The following is a 21,111-nucleotide window of genomic DNA, read 5'->3' as shown; positions in this document are numbered from 1 at the left end:
ATTTGCAGATTGCAAGGCCGCTCTTATTCGCCTTTCTGCTTTTTATCAAGATTCACGTCTTCCGTTCCTCTTATCATAGTCACTATTCTACTAAAGTTTTTGCTTTTTTGCAAGTATATTATTCATATTTCACAATATATTTCTGAATTTTTAAATTTTATATGTATTTTAGCTGGTTATTCTGCCCTTCTTCCGCTTTTCTATCTGGCTTTTCTGTGGAATCTGCCGGATTTTGCAAAACAAGCAAAATTGCTGCCTTTCAAAAATGCTTTGTCGCTTTAAAGCAAGAAATCTTTGACATTTGATTTCAGATGCTTTACAATGTCTTTTATACGATTTACCTACGAAAATTGTCAGAAAGGACTACTTGAATTATGTGTGATACATCCGAAAAAATCTGTATCGGCTTTATCGGCCTTGGCCTCATCGGCGGCTCCATTGCAAAAACCCTCAGAAAGGTTCACCCGGAGTATAAACTGATGGCATACTGCCGCACCAAAGCGACGATCGAAGAGGCAATTCAGGAAGGCGTGATTGATATCGCGCTGGAAGAACGGGACGACCGCTTTGCCGACTGTGACTATATCTTCTTATGTGCTCCTGTCAGCACCAACATCTCCTATCTTCCGTTCGTAAAAGGCATCGCAAAACCGGGCTGTATCATCACAGACGTCGGAAGTGTAAAAGGAGAAATCCATCAGGCGGTTGAGACCCTCGGCATGACGCACCAGTTTATCGGCGGCCATCCGATGGCAGGCTCCGAAAAGACGGGATATTCCAGCGCCACCGATTACCTGCTGGAAAATGCTTACTATATGATTACACCCGGACCAGATGTTGAGATCGCGACAGTTTCCGCTTTCGTTGATCTTGTCCAGTCCTTAAAGGCGATCCCGATGGTTTTAACATACGAAGAGCACGACTACATCACCGCAGGTGTCAGTCATCTGCCGCATATCGTTGCCGCTACCCTGGTCAATGCACTCGCATCCCTGGACACACCGGAAGAGCAGATGAAAACCGTTGCTGCAGGCGGCTTCAAGGACATCACCCGCATCGCTTCCTCCTCCCCGGAGGTATGGCAGCAGATCTGTCTCTCAAACCAGAAGCAGCTCTCGAATGTGCTGGATTCCTATATCCGCCTTCTCGTCCAGGCAAAATACCTGGTTGACAACAAAAAAGGCCACGAGCTCTACAATATGTTTGAAAGTTCCCGCGAATACCGGAATTCCATGGAAGATTCTTCCTATGGACCGACAAAGAAAGAATACGTCGTTTACTGCGACCTGCTCGATGAAGCCGGCGGAATCGCAGCCGTTACAACAATTCTTGCCATCAACCAGATCAGTATTAAAAATATCGGCATTACGCATAACCGCGAGTTCGAAGAGGGTGCTCTCCGCATTGAATTTTATGAAGAGCAGGCAGGCATTCTTGCCCGGAAGGTCTTAAAAGACCATGGCTATACCATTCATATCCGCAATTAAAAGCGCGTATATCTTGACAGGAGGAAGTTACGTTATGCAGTTCCAGAAAGCAGTACGTCCTCTGCGCGGAGAAATCTCCGTGCCGGGCGATAAATCCATTTCCCACCGCGCCGTCATGTTCGGTGCCATTTCAGAGGGAACCACAGAAGTCACAAACTTTTTACAGGGTGCCGACTGTCTCTCCACCATCTCCTGCTTCCGCAGTATGGGCATTGAGATCGAGAACACGCCGGAGCGCATCCTCGTTCATGGAAAAGGCCTGCACGGGCTTTCGGCTCCGTCCGCCGTTCTCGACTGCGGAAACAGCGGAACAACGACACGCCTGATCTCCGGCATTCTTTCCGGCCAGAACTTTTCCAGTACACTGACCGGTGACACCTCCATTCAGAAACGGCCGATGGGACGCATCATCAATCCGCTGACCCAGATGGGCGCTTCCATCCGCAGTATTCCGGAAAACGGCTGTGCGCCGCTTGCGATCAACGGCCATCCGCTCCACGCCATCTCCTATCTTTCGCCGGTCGCATCCGCACAGGTCAAATCGTGTGTCCTGCTTGCCGGACTGTATGCTGACGGAAAAACAAGCGTTACCGAACCGGCTCTTTCCAGAAACCATACGGAGCTGATGCTGAAATTCTTCGGCGCCGACGTTGCCTCCGAAGGGCTGACCGCATCGGTTCTGCCGGACCCGGATCTCCATGGAAATCTCGTCCGTGTGCCGGGAGATATTTCCTCCGCCGCCTACTTCATCGCCGCCGCGCTGATAGTTCCAGGCTCTGAGGTGCTCCTGAAAAATGTCGGCATCAACCCGACCCGCGACGGTATACTCCGCGTCTGCCGCGCCATGGGTGCTGACATCACACTTCTGAATGAGCAGAACTCCGGCGGAGAACCGGTTGCAGACCTTCTCGTGCGCTATACGCCGTCTCTTTCCGGCACCGTCATCGAGGGCGAACTGATCCCGACCCTGATCGATGAAATCCCGATCATCGCGGTTCTTGCCGCCACAGCGAACGGTACAACCGTGATCCGGAATGCGGAGGAGCTGAAAGTCAAAGAATCGAACCGTCTTGATATCATGGTAAACGAACTCACCGCGATGGGTGTTTCCCTGGAAGGCACGGACGACGGCATGATCATTGAGGGCGGAAAACCGTTCCACGGCGCCCAAATCGACAGCCGCCTCGACCACCGCATTGCGATGTCGTTTGCAATCGCTTCGCTTGCCGCAGAGACACCGACGGAAATCCTGCGCGCCGGCTGTGTGGATATCTCGTATCCGACATTCTACCAGGATCTGGCACGGCTGCAGGCATAAAAAACGTTTAAACAAAAAATGGATTGTGAAGATCATTTCCTCACAATCCATTTTTTTTGCTTTTACCCTGTTCTTCCGGCCGTCCCAACCGTTTCTCCCTGCCGTACCCGTGTTTCGATTCCAAGCCGCGAATAATTCCAGATCCGTTTTTCCGGCACTGCGCTTCCCTTCTGTGCCAGAACGATCACTGTCGAACCACCGAAGGCAAAATAGCCTTTCTCTTCGCCGCGCTGTACACGTCTCGCCGCTCCGGCATTTTCATTGACAATCTTTCCGACCATCATCGCGCCGACCTCCATCTGCAGCAGTGTGCCGAAATTTGCGGACTGCAGCAGCGTGTAGGTTCTCGTATTTTCTTTATAGATCGGGCAAAAATCATTCGCCGCCGGATTGACCGTGTGGAGCACACCCTCAATCCGCCGTTCCGTCGAACAGACGCCGTCATCCACAAAGAGATACCGGTGATAATCGTCCACGGAAAGCCGAAACAGAAATAACGTTCCGCCCTCATACCGTTTTGCCAGCTTCTGGTCGCGCAGAAGCTGTTCCAGCGTATATTCTGTGTTCTTGATCTCAAACTTCCCGTTCTCATGAATCGGATAAACCGTAAGCCGCGCATCACACGGCTGATAAAATCCTGCGGCGCATTGGAAAACGGACGTGCATCCATTTTCAGCTTCCGCACAAAGAAATCATTGAACGAGATAAACTGCTTTGCGGTACATTCCTTCAGTGAAATATGATTTTTCTTTACAAACGGTGCAACCAGCGGCACCGATAAGCGGCTGTCCAGAAAGCAGCCTGCCGCACGAGATACAAATGACTGAACCAGCGGCTGCATCGCGGCTCTTCCGGCGGCATGGCTGTACATCATGTGTAGAAAACGGTCCTGCAGATCATTTTCCTCGCGGATCAGATCAAGCTTTGGATAATTTTTCCCCTGTTTTCGGTAAGGATAAGCGCAGAGTCTCAAACCGTTCTTCCTCCCTTCCAGATCAGAAGTCCGCGGAGCACAGCCACTCCAACGACCGCTACCAGCACAGCAAGCTCTTTATTCGTCGGCTTGCGGAAGCGGAAATCCGTGATAAACAGAACGCCGACCGCCAGCACCAGCAGATGCAGCCAGATCAGAAAGTATCCGCGGCAGAGCGGTGCAAAGACGAACAGCAGCGGCAGGGCTACTGACATCGAGGTAATCGGCAGTCCCTGGTAATATTTCCGGTTCTCCGAAGTTTCATTCTGACGCTTCTCTTCCATCACGTTAAAATATCCCAGACGGATCACGCCCGCAAGACCGTAGAAAATAAGAATCGGAATGCTGTAAAAATGTGTCATGCCAAGCTCATAGCAGAGCACGATCGGAAAGACGCCGAAACAGACCACATCGCAGAGCGAATCGATCTGAATGCCGAACCGCTTTTCATCTTCGGTCCTGTTTTTCTTCGTCCGCGCAATTTTTCCATCGAACATATCGCACAGTCCGGAAAAAGCAAGACAAAAAATCGCCCAGTTAAAGTGTCCCCGCGTTGCAAGAAAAATGCCGCTGATGGACGATGCAAAGCTGATATATGTTAATATTACGGTATAATCATAGAACCCTATCATATGTAGTTCCCCCTCTTTTTTCTCTTTTCGTATTCCCGATCGTAAGCTGTGCGACGATGGTAAAGACTGCACTCACCAGCAGCTCCCCGTAGTAGCCGAGCCCTCTGGAAAGCACCATTGCCGGAAGAAGCAGCGTGCTTCCAAAGACCGGCGGGAAAATTTTTAGAAACAGTGTCTCGCTGATTCCCATTCCTCCCGGAAGCGGCAGCATGTCAACCGATACGGAAATGACCGCCTGCAGCAGCACAATGGTGATAAAGGAAATGCCTGATAAATGGAAGGCGCGGTATACAAACCATGTTGCTGCAAACAAAGCAAACCTCTGTGCAAAGGTAATCGCAAGGACATTGACCAGCACCATTTTGTGGGTGCCAAGATACGCTGCCGTATTCTGGTAGACTTCCATGGAAGCTTCCAGTTTTTTCAGGCGGCTTTCTTTTCGTTTCATCAAATGCAGTTTTTCCACGATTTTCAGTCCCAAAACCAGAATTGTCCGCGCAAGCGCCGGATGAAAAACCAGAATAAGCATGGCTGTGACACAGAAGACATTCAGACCGATTCCCAGATAGAAAACCGGAAGGATTTCCGTCAGATACCGGTGCAGGAAGCCCTGTCCGAACAGAACAAGCCCAAGTCCCACCACGACCAGCACCGCTTTGTAGGTGATCGTGACGATCATCAGAATCACCGTTGATACCGGAAGAGATATTTTCTCCTTTTTCATATAGTAGAGCTGCATCGGCTGGCCGCCGCTTGCGGACGGTGTGATACAGCTGAAAAAGAATCCGACGGAAGAAAACAGAAAACATGTCCGCTTCTTCACCGGAATCTGGAAGGAATGCATCATGTACCAGATGATGATCGATTCTCCCCAGATAAAAAACACGACACAGAACAGTCCCGGCAACAGCCACCGCACATCTGCCCGCCGCATTGCTTCCATCATTGCGCCAAGGTCTTCGCCGTGGAAAACACCGTATATCGTCAACGCAAAAATCACAACGAGAAAAACGGTATTCACGATCATTTTTTTCTTACTCTGCACGGCGTTTCCACCTCCTTCGTTCCAATATCATGCCATACCATGCACCAAGATGCGTGCGTCCCGCGATCTGCCACGTCACTTCTGCCAGAAGCGCTCCGCCAATCACATCTGCAATCACATGCTGCTTTGTTGTCAGCGTAGAGACAAACACGGCAAGTGCCGCCCAGAAAGAGAACCGCTGATACCAGCGCGGAATCTCCCGTCTTCCACGGACTGCGATATAGCAGAACCAGCTGTTCAGGCAGTGAATCGATGGGAACAAATTGTCCGCCGCATCCATCTGGTAGAGCAAGGCAAGCATCTGATTCCAGAATCCCTGTTCCGGGATCGACGGCCTTACGTTCGTTGTCGGCAGCAGCAGATAAAATGCCATACAGACAAGCCGCGCCAGAACATCTGCTGCAAAGAACCGCCAGACAAATTCTTTCTCTCTGCTTGCGGCAATCAGATAATTTACAATCCAGACCAGATAACAGCCAAAATAAATCACGATCGTCCACGGGATCACCGGGATCTGCTGGTCCAGCACCGTTTCTATATTGTAATGTTTCCACGAACTGGTAAACGGCCGCGTTCCAAAATAAGCGATAAAATTCGCTGTCAGCGTCAGAATTAGCGGCAGGATACCATAGTATGGAAACTTTCTTCTCTCGTCTCTCTTCAAAATCCGTCCTCCCTTGTCTCAAACACGTATCAGTATACGCAAAAACATTCCCTGACACAACCCAGTTCCGCTCGTTTTCAGAAACCTTAATAAAATCTTCTGTTTTTCGGCAGGGAAAAAGAAAGATTTAGAAGATTCGCAGAGAAAAAAACGACCATATAGGGCTTCACGGGTGTTCCTATATGGTCGTTTTCTTTCAGCATCGTATTTTTGTCATAAACGAATTTTTTATTCAATCATCATGGCATCGCCGAAGGAGAAAAAGCGGTATTTTTCTCTTACAGCCTCTTCATAAGCTGCCATAATATGCTCTTTTCCAGCCAGTGCCGATACCAGCATCACCAGTGTGGACTCCGGCAGATGGAAATTGGTGATCAGTCCGTCGATCATCTTGAAGCGGTAACCCGGATAGATAAAGATCTCGGTCCAGCCGCTTCCGGCTTTTAAAATGCCGTCCTCGCCGGTTGCCGACTCCAGAGTACGGCAGCTCGTTGTTCCGACTGCGATCACACGGCCGCCTGCTGCTTTCGTATCGTTGATCAGTTTTGCCTGATCTTCTTCTACCACATAGAACTCAGAGTGCATGTGATGCTGGGTGACATCCTCCACTTTCACCGGACGGAAGGTGCCAAGGCCGACATGCAGGGTTACATGGGCGATCTTTACACCGGCATCCTGTACCTGCTGCAGAAGCTCTTTTGTAAAGTGCAGTCCTGCGGTCGGAGCGGCTGCGCTTCCCTCGTGTTTCGCGTATACCGTCTGGTAGCGGTTCTTGTCCTGCAGTTTGTGTGTGATATACGGCGGCAGCGGCATTTCACCAAGCTGATCCAGAATTTCTTCAAAAATGCCTTCATAGTGGAACTGGATCAGGCGGTTTCCTTCATCCACGATATCGACTACTTCGCCTGTCAGAATTCCGTCTCCAAAGGATATTACGGTTCCGACCTTGCATTTTTTGCCCGGTTTTACCAGCGTTTCCCAGATGTCATTTTCTTTTCTCTTTAAAAGAAGAATCTCAATTGCCGCATCCGTTCCGACCTTGGAACCATAAAGACGCGCCGGAATTACCTTCGTATCATTGATAACCAGACAGTCGCCTGGTTTCAGATACTGCAGAATATCACGGAAATGACCATGCTTATATTCACCTGTCGTTTTATCCAGATGCATCAGGCGGGAAGCGCTGCGGTCTTCCAATGGATCCTGTGCAATCAGTTCTTTTGGCAGATCATAATAAAAATCTGATGTTTTCATTTGTTTCCTCCATTCTATGGCAGCCGGCATGATTCGCCGGATTTGCTCTGTTCATTCAACTTTTTTTGCCCAACGGATCCATTATAGCATTTTCCGTACTTTCTGACAAGGAATTCTCTCGAATCCCAATCATCTCCTGTGTGGTCTACTCGATCACTGCCCGGCTTCCTACACCATCCCGGCTTCGATTTTTCGTCACAATGATTTTTTTCTCAATCCGCTCTTTTAACTTGGGCACATGAGAAATAATTCCGACCAGACAGTTTCCATCCGCCAGACCTTCCAGTGCTTTCACCGCCTGATTCAGGGACTCTTCATCGAGAGAACCAAAACCTTCGTCCACAAACATGGAATCTAACCGGATTCCTCCTGCATACGACTGAATTTCATCTGACAGGCCAAGTGCCAGCGAAAGCGATGCCTGAAACGATTCGCCGCCGGAGAGCGTGCGGACACTCCGCTCCGTTCCGTTATAATGGTCAATCACATTCAGTTCCAATCCGGCTTTTTCTTTCTTATTCGTGCCGTCTTCCTGCCGTTTCAGCTCATACTGTCCCTGGCTCATCGTCAGGAAACGCACATTGGCTTTTCGCAGAATCCGGTCAAAATACGCCATCTGCACATACGTTTCCAGTTCAATCTTTTGCTTTCCGCTCACATTTCCACATGCGGTATCCGCAAGCGCATTGACCCATTTGTACTCTTCTTCCACGGTCTGCATCTGACTTTGCTGATTCCGAATGGCATCATATGTGTTCTGATTCGTATTTGCCGCGTGATACTGCTCGTTATAACGCTGATCCAGAACCTGTTTCTGTTCGGAAAGTCCCCTTAAATCTTCCTGTAATTCTATTTCTGACGGGAGCGGCTGTTCCTGTGAATCCGCTGTTTCTAACGCCTGAATCGCCGTAAGCGCCGCCTGTACTTCCGTCAGTTTTTTCTGTATGGCATCCAGTTCCTCTTTTGCTGTTTTCTGTGCTTCTTCCAGCCGTTCTTTCTGTGCTTCCCAGGCTGCAATATGTTCCAGAAGTTCTGTTTCTTCTTTTCCCGCAAGCTGCGCCTCTTTTTCCCGGATCTTTTCCAGCAGTGCTTTTCTTTCAGCCTTTTGTTCCGTTTCCCGCAGCTCTTTTTTGCGAATTTCCTGTTCTCTTTGCTCCGTTTTCTGTGTTTCTTCCTGGATTTCCTGTCGGATCTTTTTCAGTTCCTCCTGTTCTGCAAGAATACATTGTTTCTGTTCTGTCAGTTCTTTTCGCTTTTGTTTCAGCCAGTGCTGTTCCCATACAGACCGAATCCACAGTTCTCTTTCCGCATCTGCAAGTTTTTCTGCGATTTCCGATCCCGTAAATTCATTTATCTGTTTTTTCACCGTTTCTGCACTTACCAGATCCTTCAGCTGCTCCTTCCCATCTCCAGGCCTGCCTTCGGATTTCGCTCCTGTTTTCTGCTGATCCTGTTCTGCCCAGATCGCTCTCTGCTCTTCCAGATTTTCCAGCAGTTTCTCTTCTTGTTCCTTCCATCTCTTCCGATCGCTTTGCAGTACTTCAAGACGGCTCCGCACCTTCTGCAGCCGCTCATGATCCTCTTTCCGCTCAGCTTCCGCTTTTTTCTGCCGTGCGATACATTCTGCACGGCGGCTCACCTTTGCCCGCGTGGCAGCAATCTCTCCCTCACACTGTTTCTGTCTGTTTTTCCGGAAGGAAATCACCTGGGCAATCTGATCAGCCAGGGAGTTTCTGTCCTCGCTCTCCCCCGGACCCTTTCTTTGCGCAGGATTCTTTTTCTCCATAAAAGCAGTCGTTTTTTGCGCCTCCGCAATTTCTTTTTCCAACTGTTCTTCCAGTGCTCTTTTGGTTCCTTCTGCCCGGCCAAGCTGTGTCTGTTCCGCTGCAATGGTCTTTTTTATGCTTTCCAGTCTTTTCTGCCGTTCTGTCTGTCTTTTTTCCAGTTCCGCATATTCCATCTGACGTACTTTCTGTGTTTCTTCTTCCTTCCGAAGCTGCTCTGCCTTCTCGACCGCTTCCTGTTGAAATAAAACATCCGGCATCTGTGAAAGTCGCTTCTGTTCGTGTTCTTTCTGACTCTCGGGCAGTTCTCTTAACAGCCATTCCGTTAGCTGTGCACGTTTTTCCTTTACCTGTCTGCGGCAGCTGCCCGCAGCCTCGCTTTGTCCCGCAGCCGCTTCCTCCTGCATCCGAAGTTCTTCTTTCTTGTGATCCAGCGTTTCTTTATCTGGCGTATGTTCTGCTCGTCTGGCAGGCTGCGGATGATGAATAGCGCCGCAGACCGGGCATGGTTCTCCCTCTGTCAGTTTTTCTGCCAGAATTCCCGCCTGTGCATCCAGAAATAAAGATTCCATCGCCTGATATGTTTCCCGTAAAGCATCTCTCTTTTTGATTTCACGCTGGTATGCACCTTGCTTTTCTTCCAGTTCTTTGCGTCCCTGCTCCCAGCTTTCCAGCAGATTTTCCAGCGTTTCCAGCTTCTGGTGGTATTTTTCCTGCAGCAGCGCGGCTCCGTCTCTTTCGGCCAGATATTCTGCCGTTGTCGCGATATCCGCCTGTAAGTTCTCTTCTTCCTTTCGCAGTTGTGTCACCTGCGCGGCAATCTGCGTCCTTTCAGCCGTCGTTCTCTCCAGCTGTTTTTTCGTTTCTTCTAAAGTGTGGATTTTCTGTTCCAGATTTTTCTTTTCATCCAGCAGTTTTTCGCAGACCTGATCCTGCCCGGCCAGCCTTTCTGCCTCTTCGGCTGCCCTGGCCGCTGTCTCCTCTGTTTCTTTTATTTTTTTACAAAGAACGCTTTCCTCTTCTTTGTTTGCCGTTTCCTCTTTGACTGCGCCTGCAATTGTCTCGCAGTATGCTTCCATCTGCTGTATCTGCTCTGCGGCATACGCTTCTTTTTGTTCCGTCCGTGCAAGTTTCACCTCCGCATCAGAGAGACGTTCTTCCCGTGCTTTCTTCTGTTCCAGGACTTTTTTTGCACGCTCCTGCTCTGTCTGAAGCTGTTCTTTTGCTTCTGTTGCTGCCTGCAGTTCCTTTTGCAGCTGTGTCATTGCACTTTGCTCCTGCTGCACTTTTCGCAGCAGTTCCAGACACACTTTTTCTTCCCGAATCTGCTCTTCCAACTGCTTACAAATCTCCGCCTCTTTCTCTGCCTGCTCACTTCTCTTTTTCTTTTCTTCTTCCTTCGGAAGCAGAGTCTCCCATTCTTTTTCTTTCTGCTCTTTCTCTTTTTGTCTCGTCTGTCGCTCTTTTATTTTTCCCAAAAGCTGGTTTTTCTTTTCGATCTCTTCATTTAGCGTACTCTGCTCGTCTTGCAGCGCCTTTAATTTCTCATCGTCCCATTCGATGCAGCGTGCAAGCAGTTCCATACCGCGCATAACCTGGCCGTCGAATTTATTTTTCTTCAGCCGGTCAAACTCTTTTTTCCATTCTGCCTCTTCCGGGCAGACAACATTGTCCAGATACTGGCTGATGCTGCGTTTCTTTTCATCGTATATTTTCCAGCGCTCCTTTGCTGCTTCCCGCAGGCGCTTCTGCAGCTCCTGATAAATCTCTGTGTGAAACATTTTCCGGAAAATTTCACTCCGATCCGCTGTTCCTGTCAGCAGAAGCTTCTGGAAATCTCCCTGCGCAATCATCGCAATCTGTCGGAACTGACGCTGATCCAGCCCGAGAAGTTCTGTCACTTTCTTTGTCACTTCCGAAGTTTTCGTAACCGGCTGCCGCTCATCCGGAAAATCAGTTCTGCATTCGCTTTCTCCATCGTCATGCCCTGTCCGCGGTCCTTCGGGCGCAGATATTCCGGGTTTCTCTTTACCGTATAGTCCTTTCCCTGATACGTAAACGTAAGCTCTACGAAGGTACGCACCTCCGGTTTTGCATACTTACTGCGGAACATTTCGCCTTTCCGGATTTCACCGCTCGCTTCCCCGTAAAGCGCAAACGTGATGGCATCAAAAATCGTTGTTTTTCCAGCGCCGGTGTCCCCCGTAATCAGATACAGACCGCCGCCCAGCCGATCAAAATCAAGTTCCATCCGGTCCGCATACGGTCCGAATGCACTGATGACTAATTTCTTTGGTTTCATCCCTTCATCCCCCGTAACAATTCTTCCACCAGCGCTTCCTGCTGTGCGGTCATGCTCTGATTATTCTGTAATTCATAAAATTCCCGGAACAGTTCCAGTTCTGATTTTTCCTCCACTCGTTCCGCCGTGCCAATGTCTGCAGCAGACCGGGTTCTTTTGTTATCGTACTCCAGGCGCATCAGGTTCGGATAGATCGTTCGGAGTTTTGCCATTCCATCCGGCACATCTTCTTCATCCGTCAACGTCACCAGAAGGTAATCCTCGCAGTCGCTGTTCTCATAAAATCTTTTTGCCGTGACTTCCAGATACGTCCCCTGGATTTTCCTGAGATCGTGCAAGGGCTTTAATGGAATTGTTCTAAGCTCCACCGTTCCTTTTTCTTTTAATTTGATCACCGTAATCGTTTTTTCCTGTCCTGCTTCCGAAAAAGAATATTTCAGCGGCGAACCGCAATAGCGAACCGTGTCTCTTTCCACCTTCTGTGGGCTGTGGATGTGCCCCAGTGCAGCATAATCAAACTTTTCAAACAATTCTGCCGGAATCTGATCCAAGTCGCCAACCTGCAGTTCTTCTGCATCACATCGTTTTGCCCCGGTTACGAACTGGTGGGCCAGAATCACATTTCGATCCTGTTCATCAACCAAATCCTGTTCCAGTGCAATCCGAACTGCATCCGCTGTACACATTACTTCTTCCGCACGCTCCGGCAGGGCATGACGCACCACCGCAGGCCGTAAAAACGGAAGCAGATGAATCCACACCGTGCCATACGCATCCTGCAGCGGAATTTTCTCTATCGTTCCATTGTATACCTTTGAAAAATAGATCCCGCTTTTTCCCATCAGGCTGGATCCAAATGCCAGACGCTCGGCGGAATCATGGTTTCCACTGATAATAAAAGTGGGAATCCGATTGGTGGAAAGCTCTGTCAGAAACGCGTCAAAAACCTGAACCGCTTCTGCACTTGGAATCGTACTGTCGTAAATATCTCCGGAAAGCAGTACACCATCTGGTCTCTCTCTTTTTGCAGTATGCAGAATCTGCGACAAAATGTACTTCTGATCCTCGATCATCGAAAATTCATTGACTCGCTTTCCGATGTGGAGATCGGATAAGTGGAATAATTTCATAAGCGCCTCCCTGTCATTTTCCATGGTATTGTAATCTGCAGGGCCCGCCACTGGCAGCCCCCTCCGAACGTAAAACAACAAAAGCCCCTGCTTTCGCAGGAGCTCTCTCTTTCGTAGCGAGAGGGGGATTCGAACCCTCGACACCGCGGGTATGAACCGCGTGCTCTAGCCAACTGAGCTATCTCGCCATACTATATTTTTAGAAGTATGGGGCCTACAGGGCTCGAACCTGTGACCCTCTGCTTGTAAGGCAGATGCTCTCCCAGCTGAGCTAAGACCCCATATCTGTTTTCTAGCAGTTCTTACGTCCTGCTGACAATATGTATATTAGCACGCTTTGTTCTGTTTGTCAACGATATTTTTTGAAATTTTTCAAATTTTTTCTTTTGTTTCTACAATACCAGCGATTTCATGTCCTTCCGGCATACGCTGTCTTTAACTATCCAAAGTTATTTTTTCTATGCATCTTTCCGTTTTCTCATCTCTTCCAGTTTCTGGTTCATGCTTTCCGCCACCATATGGTCATTTACATATACGATCAGATTCACCGTAACATAAACTCCAATAATCAAAACCTCCATCAGCACATACAAACGCCCATTTAATGCGGTATGAACCGAAACAATACGATCCGCATTTACAATCGTTGTCTTTGATGCACGCTTCATACATTTTCTTGTTATTTTCTCTTCCAGCTGATACAGTCTGCTTTTAATTTCATAAAACTTATTTGACGTATAAGCAAACACCTTGTTTTGCACTGCCTCGAAATATAAAATATCTTCTGTTCTTATGGAAACACATTCTTTCTTTTCTGTGTATCCCCGGATAGATTCCCCTTTGCTTCTTACATACTCTTTTATTTCTGCAAATTCTTTCGTAAAATTTACATATTCGAGTATAACGCCCTCTTTTTCCGGGTCATCGATCTCTCTTTCTGTAATATTCATAACTGTCTCTTTTCTCATTTTTTATTCATTCTATAGTCGAAGGATATATTTACTTCCCATCTTTCTCCGGAAGAGCTGTCATGCACAAAAAAATAATTCCAAATACCACAACACATCCAACCATAAGCATCACCATCTGATTTACACTTACTACAGACCCCTGGAACTTCGGGTTACAATCCAGTGTATCACGAATCGCAGTAATCATTTCTTCTGGCAGCTGATTGTTCTCCATCTCTTCGAAGATTCCACGGAGCATATGATTTTTCAACAGAGAAGTTCCGTAGGTACTTGGCAGATACGACAGTACTTTCTGCAGGCCGCTGCCGAAATTTGAAATCGGCATGTAAGCTCCGCATAAAAATCCATACCCGGCACTTACGATCGTTCCCACTGCGGATAACTGACCCTGGGTTGTCAGTGGAAAACTGACGATGCTTGACAACGTGCTTCCAAAGAGTACCAGTAAAATTTCATCGAGAAGAACCCAGAATACATCTACAGCGCTCATATACCAGCCCATTTTGTACATATAGCCAAGCATAATACAAGCGCAAGCCCATTTACCAGCAGGGAATTGACTACAGTAGATAAAAAATACCCAAGATAAAGCTGTGCTTTGCTGATTGGCGATACATTAAAATCTTTCCTTGTTCCGTTTGCCCGGTCCTGTACCATCGTAAGATTCACGCAGAATGTCACAGTCACACAGCTGACTGCCAGAAGAGCCGCGGCAAGCTGTGCGGCCACCGTTCCATCGATCAGTTTGTCTGAGATTGTAATCATGTCCGGGATCGCGGACACAAAGGAATCTCTGTATACGTTTGCCAGAAATGTAGCATACAGCAAAATCAGAATTCCCGGAGTAATTAAAGCCGAAAAAAACATTCCTCTGTCTTTAAAAAACAATTTTCTGTTTCGACTTATAAGTGCAAATACTGCCTTCATCTGTGCTCACCTCCCAATGTTTTTCCGGTTACAGCAAGAAATACATCATCCATTCTGCCCTTTACCACTTCATAATCACGGAATATTTCCTGATGTTCCACGATCAGCCGGGTAGCCTCTGCGGTATTTTTTACTTTTAACTGATAGCCATCCCGGATCTTTTTATACTCTCTGCCCAGTGTTTTGATTTCTTCTTCTGTCACACCATAAACAGACATAGTGTCCTGCACATACTCATTTTTCAGCTCAAAAGGAGTTCCTTCTGCCACGATGCTTCCTTTATCCAGAATCACCACATAACCGGCATTTGCAGCTTCTTCCATGTAGTGCGTAGTCAGAAAAACTGTCAGCTTTTCTTCCACTCGAAGTTTTTCAATGATATCCCAGATCAAAAGCCGCGTCTGTGGGTCAAGTCCTGTCGTTGGTTCATCTAAAATCAGAAGTTCGGGCCGATGCAGCAAGGCTCTTGCAATATCAATTCTTCTTCTCTGTCCGCCGGACAGTTTTCCGACCGGCCGGTTCAGATAATCTCCGAAATCAAAAATCTCCACCAGTTCCCGCAATCTTTTTTCAAACGCTTTTCCTGTTATTCCATAAAGCGCTGCTCTGTTTTTCAGATTTTCCCTGACGGTAAGTGGCTTGTCCAGCACACTGTCCTGAAATACCACGCCAAGCATTGTTCCAACTTTCCTTCCGATCTTATCCAGATCTGTGCCCTGGATCTGAACCGTTCCGCTGTCTTTGTGAAGCTGCCCGCAGATGATCGAAATCGTTGTGCTCTTCCCTGCCCCGTTTACACCAAGGAATGCAAAGAGCTCTCCTTTTTTCACCTGAAAACTCAGATCATTGACTGCTTTTACATCACCAAAGCTTTTCTTTAAATGAGTGATTTTAATCATATCTGTTTCCATTACGCCTGCCCTCTCCTTTGATTTCTTTGCTGTTCCACATAAAAAATATCAGACAATTTCAATTGATACAAAACGTGATTTTTATATCCACATACCGATGTTTGTCCAAATACAGCTTCCCGAACATTCTGCACCCAGGATGCTTCCCTGTTGTGGCAATATACCATAACATGTTCTTCCTGCTTTGGATCAATCTGTTCCACCTCACATTTCATCCATCTCACCCCCAGTTATTCCTATTTCTTTTATATATGATTTTACAGCATTCGTCCAGTCTGCATGATGTGAAATGCAGAAATTCGCGGGTAAGATGCCAATTTCTGTTGTCTGCTCGTCTGGCGCATAGGAATTCATAAAAATAAGTGGAAAGCCATGTCAATGGACATGCAACTTTCCACTTATTCATTTTCATAAATTTTTTAATCCAGTGCTTCCTCTCCGTCATTACACGTGTCTACCTCATAACCTGCCTGGTGCAGACTTTTCGCAATCATATCACATAATTTCTTCTCATCTTCAACAACTAATAATCTCAATTTATTTTTCTCCATTTTCTTAACAGGAATTTTACACCCTCTATTGTACAATGCAAACATCGAAAGGTCAATAAACGGACTTTGAACATTGAAAGGAGTATTTTAATGAAATCTGAAAAAGCAACACAGATTCTTTTACTTGCAGCCGGTCTGGTGTTTTTCCTTGTCGGGATCTTCCGCGGAGAAGCAGCGGTTGTTCTTAGCAAGGCAATAAAATTATGTATGGAGTGTGTAGGAATTGGATAAGAAAATGAAATCAAACAAAAACTTTCTGGCCCGCTTCCGCGGATGGATTCAGGCAGCTGCTACACTGCTGACCAACATTCACATCCCGAATCTGTTGAAAGGGAAAATTTATCAGGGAAATGTAAAAACGATGTGCGTCCCGGGACTAAACTGTTACTCTTGTCCTGCCGCCACAGGTGCCTGTCCGATTGGAGCTTTTCAAGCCGTGGTCGGTTCTTCAAAATTCAAATTTACCTACTACATCACCGGATTTTTCATCCTGTTAGGTGTTCTGTTAGGGCGGTTTATCTGTGGATTCCTCTGTCCGTTTGGATGGTTCCAGGATCTGCTGCATAAGATTCCGGGCAAGAAACTTTCCACCGCAAAACTGAAGCCTCTGCGGTATCTGAAATATGTGATTCTGGTCGTCTTTGTTATACTACTTCCGGCATTTGTAACCAATTCACTTGGTATGGGAGATCCTTTCTTCTGCAAATACATTTGCCCACAGGGCGTACTTGAAGGCGCAATTCCGCTGGCACTTGCCAACTCAGGAATCCGTGCCGCACTCGGACATTTATTTACATTTAAGTTCACAATCCTTGCGCTTTTCATCATCCTGAGCATCTTGTTTTACCGTCCATTTTGTAAATGGATCTGCCCTCTGGGTGCTATTTACTCACTGTTTAACAAGGTATCTTTTCTTAAGATTCAGGTTGATCATGAGAAATGTGTTGGCTGCCAGAAATGTAGTCGTGTCTGTAAGATGGATGTCAATGTAGTAGACACACCAAACCATCCGGAGTGTATCCGATGCGGAGAATGTATGAAAGCCTGTCCGACTGATGCAATCTGCTATCATTACGGATTTTCAACTAAGAAACAGGCTGAAAATAAAAACTAATAAAACGTAATTTAAAGGAGATTTAAAATCATGAAAAACAAAACACTTAGAACAAACTCAATGAAATTAAAAACGGTAATTGCTGCATCCCTTGCCATTTCTGTACTTTTTGCGTTTACAGGCTGCGGAAATTCCTCCTCAACAGACAATACAAACATAAAACAGGAATCTTCTTCCACAACAGAAACGGGCAGCGCAGACGAGCTGAACGAAAAACGGAATGACCTTTACCAGCAGGAAAACCAGCTTTTTGTTGATCACAAAGATGCATGGGACAAAGCCTTTGGTCTTATGAACAAGAACGCTGCCGGTGATGACAAGAGCGGAAACTATGCTGATTCCCTCGCAAGCACAGTGGAATCTAACAAAGACTCTTTCTCTGAAGAAGAATATGAAACTCTGTGCAAAGACATCGAGACAATCCGCGGAATTGAAGAAGAAATTGCCAAGCTTGAGAAAGAGATTGCTGCATCCGATTCCTCTGACAGCTCTTCCTCCAAATCAGACGAATCCACAGCTGTATTCAAAGGTTTCAAAGGAAAAGATCTGGATGGAAACGATGTAGATGACAGTCTTTTCGCTAAAAATAAAGTTACAGTTGTAAATTTCTGGTTCAGTGGATGCAAGCCATGTGTCGGAGAGCTCTCTAAGCTGAATGAATTAAATGAGAAACTCAAAGAAATGGGTGGCGAAGTTGTTGGTATCAACATGGATACTTTAGACAACAATGAAGCCGGAATCAAAGAGGCAAAAGAAATCATGAAAGCTCAGGGCGCTTCCTACAAGAACCTGACTTTCGATTCTAATTCAACAGTTGGAAACTATGCTGGAAAAGGAAACATCATGGCATTTCCTACAACCGTTCTTGTAGATAAAGACGGAAATATCGTTGGGGAACCTTTCATGGGTGGCATTGACGATCAGTCAAACTACGATCAGCTGATGAAGCAGATTCAGTCCGTACTGGACCAGAAATAATTACATAAATATCCTAGTTAGGGGGCAGTTACTGTTTGCAGTAACTGCCCCTAACATTCTTATAACATCTTTTATTTCATCAATTTATGAATTACTTTTATTAGTAATTCCACATCAACTGGCTTAGCAACATGTTCATCCATCCCTGCTGCTTTTGCTTTTATTCTGTCCTCCGTGAACGCATTTGCTGTCATTGCAATGATCGGTACCTCCTTTGCATCCTCTCTGTCCAGAGACCTGATTATCTTTGTGGCTTCATAACCATTCATTACAGGCATCATAATGTCCATAAGAATGACATCAAATTCACCAGGTTCACTTTTTCTGAACAGCTCAACCGCTTCCTGCCCATTCCACGCTTTAATCACGTCCGCGCCCTCATTCTGAAGCATAAATTCAGCGATTTCCATATTCAGCTCATTATCTTCCGCCAGAAGAATATGCAATCCCTTTATAGATTTTTCGGATACCTCCTTCTGTTCTTCACGTTTATCCGCATCCGGATCTATTTTAAATGGAACCCGGATCACAAATGTCGTCCCTACGCCTTTTTCACTTTCAAAAGTAATGGTTCCACCCATTTTCTCGACCAGCTTCCTTGCAATGGCCATTCCCAGTCCGGTTCCGACAAACTTTGTGCGGCTTCCTGTATGTTCCTGTGCAAATGGTTCAAAAATATGTTTCTGGAACTCCTCAGTCATTCCGATTCCTGTATCCCGGCAGATAAATTCCATTGTCGTCATTCCTGGCTGTTCGGATGGGACTTCCATGCAGCTAAGATAAATATGTCCATTTTCTCTGTTATATTTCACTGCATTGGACAGGATATTCATCATCACACGTTTTACATACCCCGGACTTCCAATAAGATCACGGTGTATGATTTCTTTTTTCTCCCATACAATCCGGATATTCTGTTCTGCAGCAATCTGTTCAATTACAACAAGCACTTCCTCAGAGATTTTGCTCAGATTAAATGGACTCTCTTCCAGAACAACTTCACCCGACTCCAGCTTACTCATGTCCAGAACATCATTTACCAGTTCCAGCAACAGATTGGATGCCGCTTTAACCTTTGTTCTGTATTCCTTCTGCTTCTCCATATCATCTGCATAATGGTCTGCCATGTTGATCAAACCGTAGATTCCATTAATCGGAGTCCTGATATCGTGGCTCATACGATGAAGGAATTCTGTTTTTGCCTCATTGGCGGCTTCTGCCTTTTTTGCTGCTATCAGAAGTTCTGCTTTATATTTTTCATCTTTTTCAAATTCTTGTTTCCGGTGCGCCAGATTGGTTCTGTATGTCCAGAACCAGAATATGCCGGACATCAGAAAATAAAGAAAAATAACACCTATAACACTTAATGGAAGATTACAAAACACTTCCGTATCCGGAAGATATGCGTAGATATAATAATCACGCTGTTTCAGCATGATTCCATAACATCCAATTCCTTCCTTCCTAAAATGATAGATATGCTGACTGTCTGTATGCTTTTTCATTGCCTGAACAACTTCGTTGTCGGCTGTATTCTGTCCCAACAGGCTCTCATTATTGCTGGCAACAACGATTCCGTCGTCTGCAACGATAATCGTTCCATCTTTCTGGATACTATAACCATTTAAAAGCCCCTGTATCGTCAGCGTATAGTTTCTGGCAAATTCAGGAGATGTGTAATAATAGATTGCAACGATACCCGGTGCATCTTTTCTGGCGCAGGCTGCAATGTCAATAAAGGATCCATCTTCCCTGGTAAACCGTTCCGAATAGCTTCTTTCTTCATATCCGGCAAAATTCATGATAATTTCTTTTTGCAGATACTCCGTAATCTCATTAGCCAGAGACTCATCCGTGCTGTATTCACAGTCCGTCTTTCCTTCTGCATCCAGTACAATGATACCATCCACCCATAGAGTCTGCAGGTTTTCCTTCAGGAAATCCCGGCTTAGCTGACCGCCGTTTTCTATTTCCATATCGATATTCGTACTCATCTGTCTGGCACTTTCAATCGCACGGAGAAGACTTTTGGATTCCGAAGATTCATTATAATGGGTATAGGTGGAACACTGCACTTTGACATAATTTACAATCTCCACCATTCTTTTCTCTGCTTCCGCTTTCTCCGCATGAAAGAAATAAAACAGAGAAATTACAGCCACACAGATTCCAATCAGACCACCGAGCAGCTGGATTCGTTTTTCTTTTTTCTTTCTCTTAATATCCAAGATCATCCACCTCCAGATACTTCTGGGGATCATCCAGATATTTTTCAATAATTTTCAGGGATGTGCCATCCTGGCGCATTTCTTCCAGTGTCTGATCCATCTGCTCACAGATTCCCCTGTCATCCTCTTTTGCAAAAGCAACTCCTATCCCCACAACCATCAAAGGTTCTTCAAGGATGCGGAAGCTTGTATCATAATCCTTCATATACTGGACAATAGATTCCTCATGTGCGGCGACTGCATCTACATATCCTTTCCCAAGAAATGTATAGATCAGCTCCCTGTGTCCCAGACTGATCAGATTGCCCAGCTTTGGGATTCTCTGATCCGTCCGGTTCAGAAAGATGCCTTCCGGTTTGGTTGTGGACTGAACAGCCAGGTTCTTTCCCGCCAGGTCACTCAGTTTATAGAGATCACTGTTCTCATTTACAGCGACCACCTGCCGGCTTGCTATATATGGTCCCGCCCAGCGGTAATCGTCAAGGCGTCCTTCCATGGAAAAGCAGCCCATGATACAGTCAATCGCTCCGCTCTCCACCAGTTCTTTTTTCTTCTCCCAGTTGATCTGGACAACCTCCACCTGATATCCCATTCTTTTGAAAGCTTCCGCAGCCAGTTCTACATCGATTCCCGTCGGTACACCATCCTCATTCAGATAATTGTATGGTGGATAGCTGTCGCTGCCGAGGGTAATAACAGGCTTTTCGGTTTTTTCTTTCGTGTTATCTGTGTTTTTACACCCCGCCAGGGTGACTGCTAAAATCCCTGCAAGCAGAATGCCTGCAATCACTCTTTTTCCTTTCATTTTCTGTCTATCCCTAACTCTCCTTTTTGATTCTTCT

Annotated in this window: 19 protein-coding genes, 2 tRNA genes and 2 pseudogenes; 5 read left to right on the top strand and 18 right to left on the bottom strand. The window is 46.4% G+C overall.

Going from position 1 to position 21,111, the window contains the following annotated elements; translation table 11 throughout:
• Window positions 1–374 precede the first annotated feature (374 nt).
• Together DW965_RS04720 and aroA are read left to right on the top strand one after the other, a co-directional pair.
• Window positions 375–1,487, top strand: a complete 1,113-nt coding sequence (locus DW965_RS04720) for a prephenate dehydrogenase (RefSeq protein WP_055265977.1) — start codon at window positions 375–377, stop codon at window positions 1,485–1,487.
• A 34-nt stretch (window positions 1,488–1,521) separates the two neighbouring features.
• On the top strand, window positions 1,522–2,805 hold the full coding sequence (gene aroA / locus DW965_RS04715) for a 3-phosphoshikimate 1-carboxyvinyltransferase (protein ID WP_117805347.1): 1,284 nt from the start codon (window positions 1,522–1,524) through the stop codon (window positions 2,803–2,805).
• Between the two features lie 62 nt (window positions 2,806–2,867).
• Here the strand turns inward: aroA and DW965_RS04710 are convergent.
• The 16 genes and pseudogenes from DW965_RS04710 to DW965_RS22005 form a co-directional block, all read right to left on the bottom strand.
• Window positions 2,868–3,407, bottom strand: a pseudogene (locus DW965_RS04710) (phosphatidylserine decarboxylase); the annotation flags it as partial.
• Window positions 3,408–3,774: 367 nt separating this feature from the next.
• Window positions 3,775–4,410, bottom strand: a complete 636-nt coding sequence (locus tag DW965_RS04705) for a CDP-alcohol phosphatidyltransferase family protein (protein ID WP_117510194.1) — start codon at window positions 4,408–4,410, stop codon at window positions 3,775–3,777.
• Window positions 4,394–5,455 carry a lysylphosphatidylglycerol synthase transmembrane domain-containing protein gene (locus DW965_RS04700; protein ID WP_117761566.1) on the bottom strand — a complete coding sequence of 354 codons (1,062 nt, stop codon included), beginning with the start codon at window positions 5,453–5,455 and terminating at the stop codon, window positions 4,394–4,396. The genes DW965_RS04705 and DW965_RS04700 overlap by 17 nt, the downstream gene beginning before the upstream one ends.
• Complete coding sequence (locus DW965_RS04695; RefSeq protein WP_022461411.1) at window positions 5,445–6,119, bottom strand: phosphatase PAP2 family protein; 675 nt, start codon at window positions 6,117–6,119, stop codon at window positions 5,445–5,447. The genes DW965_RS04700 and DW965_RS04695 overlap by 11 nt, the downstream gene beginning before the upstream one ends.
• A 228-nt stretch (window positions 6,120–6,347) precedes the next feature.
• Window positions 6,348–7,373: a tRNA preQ1(34) S-adenosylmethionine ribosyltransferase-isomerase QueA gene (gene queA / locus DW965_RS04690; protein WP_022461410.1), complete on the bottom strand. Its 1,026-nt coding sequence runs from the start codon at window positions 7,371–7,373 to the stop codon at window positions 6,348–6,350.
• A gap of 145 nt (window positions 7,374–7,518) precedes the next feature.
• The gene (locus tag DW965_RS19740) at window positions 7,519–11,070 is read right to left on the bottom strand and encodes an SbcC/MukB-like Walker B domain-containing protein (RefSeq protein WP_243036418.1); all 3,552 of its coding nucleotides are present in this window, start codon (window positions 11,068–11,070) and stop codon (window positions 7,519–7,521) included.
• Window positions 11,067–11,459, bottom strand: a complete 393-nt coding sequence (locus tag DW965_RS04685) for an AAA family ATPase (RefSeq protein ID WP_243036417.1) — start codon at window positions 11,457–11,459, stop codon at window positions 11,067–11,069. The genes DW965_RS19740 and DW965_RS04685 overlap by 4 nt, the downstream gene beginning before the upstream one ends.
• Window positions 11,456–12,589 (bottom strand): exonuclease SbcCD subunit D, encoded by a 1,134-nt coding sequence (locus tag DW965_RS04680; RefSeq protein ID WP_117761598.1) that lies wholly within the window; start codon window positions 12,587–12,589, stop codon window positions 11,456–11,458. The genes DW965_RS04685 and DW965_RS04680 overlap by 4 nt, the downstream gene beginning before the upstream one ends.
• 114 nt (window positions 12,590–12,703) lie before the next feature.
• Window positions 12,704–12,777, bottom strand: a tRNA-Met gene (locus DW965_RS04675).
• A 20-nt stretch (window positions 12,778–12,797) separates the two neighbouring features.
• Window positions 12,798–12,870, bottom strand: a tRNA-Val gene (locus DW965_RS04670).
• 177 nt (window positions 12,871–13,047) lie between these two features.
• Window positions 13,048–13,539 carry a LytTR family DNA-binding domain-containing protein gene (locus DW965_RS04665; protein ID WP_158568564.1) on the bottom strand — a complete coding sequence of 164 codons (492 nt, stop codon included), beginning with the start codon at window positions 13,537–13,539 and terminating at the stop codon, window positions 13,048–13,050.
• Window positions 13,540–13,588: 49 nt separating this feature from the next.
• Window positions 13,589–14,050 carry an ABC transporter permease gene (locus DW965_RS20835; RefSeq protein WP_330420898.1) on the bottom strand — a complete coding sequence of 154 codons (462 nt, stop codon included), beginning with the start codon at window positions 14,048–14,050 and terminating at the stop codon, window positions 13,589–13,591.
• A complete protein-coding gene (locus tag DW965_RS20830) occupies window positions 14,047–14,388 on the bottom strand; it encodes a hypothetical protein (RefSeq protein ID WP_330420897.1) in 342 nt (113 codons plus the stop codon). Before DW965_RS20830 ends, DW965_RS20835 begins: the two co-directional genes overlap by 4 nt.
• 95 nt (window positions 14,389–14,483) lie before the next feature.
• Window positions 14,484–15,398 (bottom strand): ABC transporter ATP-binding protein, encoded by a 915-nt coding sequence (locus tag DW965_RS04655; protein WP_117761571.1) that lies wholly within the window; start codon window positions 15,396–15,398, stop codon window positions 14,484–14,486.
• Window positions 15,398–15,601 carry a hypothetical protein gene (locus DW965_RS04650; protein WP_147326118.1) on the bottom strand — a complete coding sequence of 68 codons (204 nt, stop codon included), beginning with the start codon at window positions 15,599–15,601 and terminating at the stop codon, window positions 15,398–15,400. The genes DW965_RS04655 and DW965_RS04650 overlap by 1 nt, the downstream gene beginning before the upstream one ends.
• A gap of 219 nt (window positions 15,602–15,820) precedes the next feature.
• A pseudogene (locus DW965_RS22005) lies at window positions 15,821–15,994 on the bottom strand (response regulator transcription factor); the annotation flags it as partial.
• A 45-nt stretch (window positions 15,995–16,039) separates the two neighbouring features.
• On the opposite strand from DW965_RS22005, the gene DW965_RS04640 reads away from it, so the two are divergent.
• The 3 genes from DW965_RS04640 to DW965_RS04630 are packed head-to-tail and all read left to right on the top strand — an operon-like array spanning window position 16,040 to window position 18,041.
• A complete protein-coding gene (locus DW965_RS04640) occupies window positions 16,040–16,180 on the top strand; it encodes a CD1871A family CXXC motif-containing protein (protein ID WP_020435933.1) in 141 nt (46 codons plus the stop codon).
• Complete coding sequence (locus DW965_RS04635) at window positions 16,173–17,063, top strand: 4Fe-4S binding protein (protein ID WP_118697681.1); 891 nt, start codon at window positions 16,173–16,175, stop codon at window positions 17,061–17,063. The genes DW965_RS04640 and DW965_RS04635 overlap by 8 nt, the downstream gene beginning before the upstream one ends.
• 30 nt (window positions 17,064–17,093) lie before the next feature.
• A complete protein-coding gene (locus DW965_RS04630; protein WP_119198094.1) occupies window positions 17,094–18,041 on the top strand; it encodes a TlpA disulfide reductase family protein in 948 nt (315 codons plus the stop codon).
• Window positions 18,042–18,112: 71 nt separating this feature from the next.
• Here the strand turns inward: DW965_RS04630 and DW965_RS04625 are convergent, their stop codons facing one another.
• Together DW965_RS04625 and DW965_RS04620 are read right to left on the bottom strand one after the other, a co-directional pair.
• Complete coding sequence (locus tag DW965_RS04625) at window positions 18,113–20,275, bottom strand: ATP-binding protein (RefSeq protein ID WP_119198093.1); 2,163 nt, start codon at window positions 20,273–20,275, stop codon at window positions 18,113–18,115.
• Window positions 20,259–21,074: a substrate-binding periplasmic protein gene (locus DW965_RS04620; protein ID WP_119198092.1), complete on the bottom strand. Its 816-nt coding sequence runs from the start codon at window positions 21,072–21,074 to the stop codon at window positions 20,259–20,261. The genes DW965_RS04625 and DW965_RS04620 overlap by 17 nt, the downstream gene beginning before the upstream one ends.
• Between the last annotated feature and the right edge of the window lie 37 nt (window positions 21,075–21,111).

This window comes from Blautia sp. AM47-4, from assembly GCF_003479865.1.
GTDB classification, from domain to species: Bacteria; Bacillota; Clostridia; order Lachnospirales; family Lachnospiraceae; genus Fusicatenibacter; species Fusicatenibacter saccharivorans.
Note: the sequence above shows the minus strand (reverse complement) of the source record. Positions and strands in the feature narration are given on the sequence as shown.

Bases quoted from the DNA above. Each gene is read 5' to 3' on its own strand.
- DW965_RS04630 (WP_119198094.1), top strand. From the start codon at position 17,094: ATGAAAAACAAAACACTTAGAACAAACTCAATGAAATTAAAAACGGTA.
- DW965_RS04720 (WP_055265977.1), top strand. From the start codon at position 375: ATGTGTGATACATCCGAAAAAATCTGTATCGGCTTTATCGGCCTTGGC.
- DW965_RS04620 (WP_119198092.1), bottom strand. From the start codon at position 21,074: ATGAAAGGAAAAAGAGTGATTGCAGGCATTCTGCTTGCAGGGATTTTA.
- aroA (WP_117805347.1), top strand. From the start codon at position 1,522: ATGCAGTTCCAGAAAGCAGTACGTCCTCTGCGCGGAGAAATCTCCGTG.
- DW965_RS04655 (WP_117761571.1), bottom strand. From the start codon at position 15,398: ATGGAAACAGATATGATTAAAATCACTCATTTAAAGAAAAGCTTTGGT.
- DW965_RS04685 (WP_243036417.1), bottom strand. From the start codon at position 11,459: ATGAAACCAAAGAAATTAGTCATCAGTGCATTCGGACCGTATGCGGAC.
- queA (WP_022461410.1), bottom strand. From the start codon at position 7,373: ATGAAAACATCAGATTTTTATTATGATCTGCCAAAAGAACTGATTGCA.
- DW965_RS04680 (WP_117761598.1), bottom strand. From the start codon at position 12,589: ATGAAATTATTCCACTTATCCGATCTCCACATCGGAAAGCGAGTCAAT.
- DW965_RS20835 (WP_330420898.1), bottom strand. From the start codon at position 14,050: ATGAGCGCTGTAGATGTATTCTGGGTTCTTCTCGATGAAATTTTACTG.
- DW965_RS04640 (WP_020435933.1), top strand. From the start codon at position 16,040: ATGAAATCTGAAAAAGCAACACAGATTCTTTTACTTGCAGCCGGTCTG.
- DW965_RS04625 (WP_119198093.1), bottom strand. From the start codon at position 20,275: ATGATCTTGGATATTAAGAGAAAGAAAAAAGAAAAACGAATCCAGCTG.
- DW965_RS04705 (WP_117510194.1), bottom strand. From the start codon at position 4,410: ATGATAGGGTTCTATGATTATACCGTAATATTAACATATATCAGCTTT.
- DW965_RS04665 (WP_158568564.1), bottom strand. From the start codon at position 13,539: ATGAATATTACAGAAAGAGAGATCGATGACCCGGAAAAAGAGGGCGTT.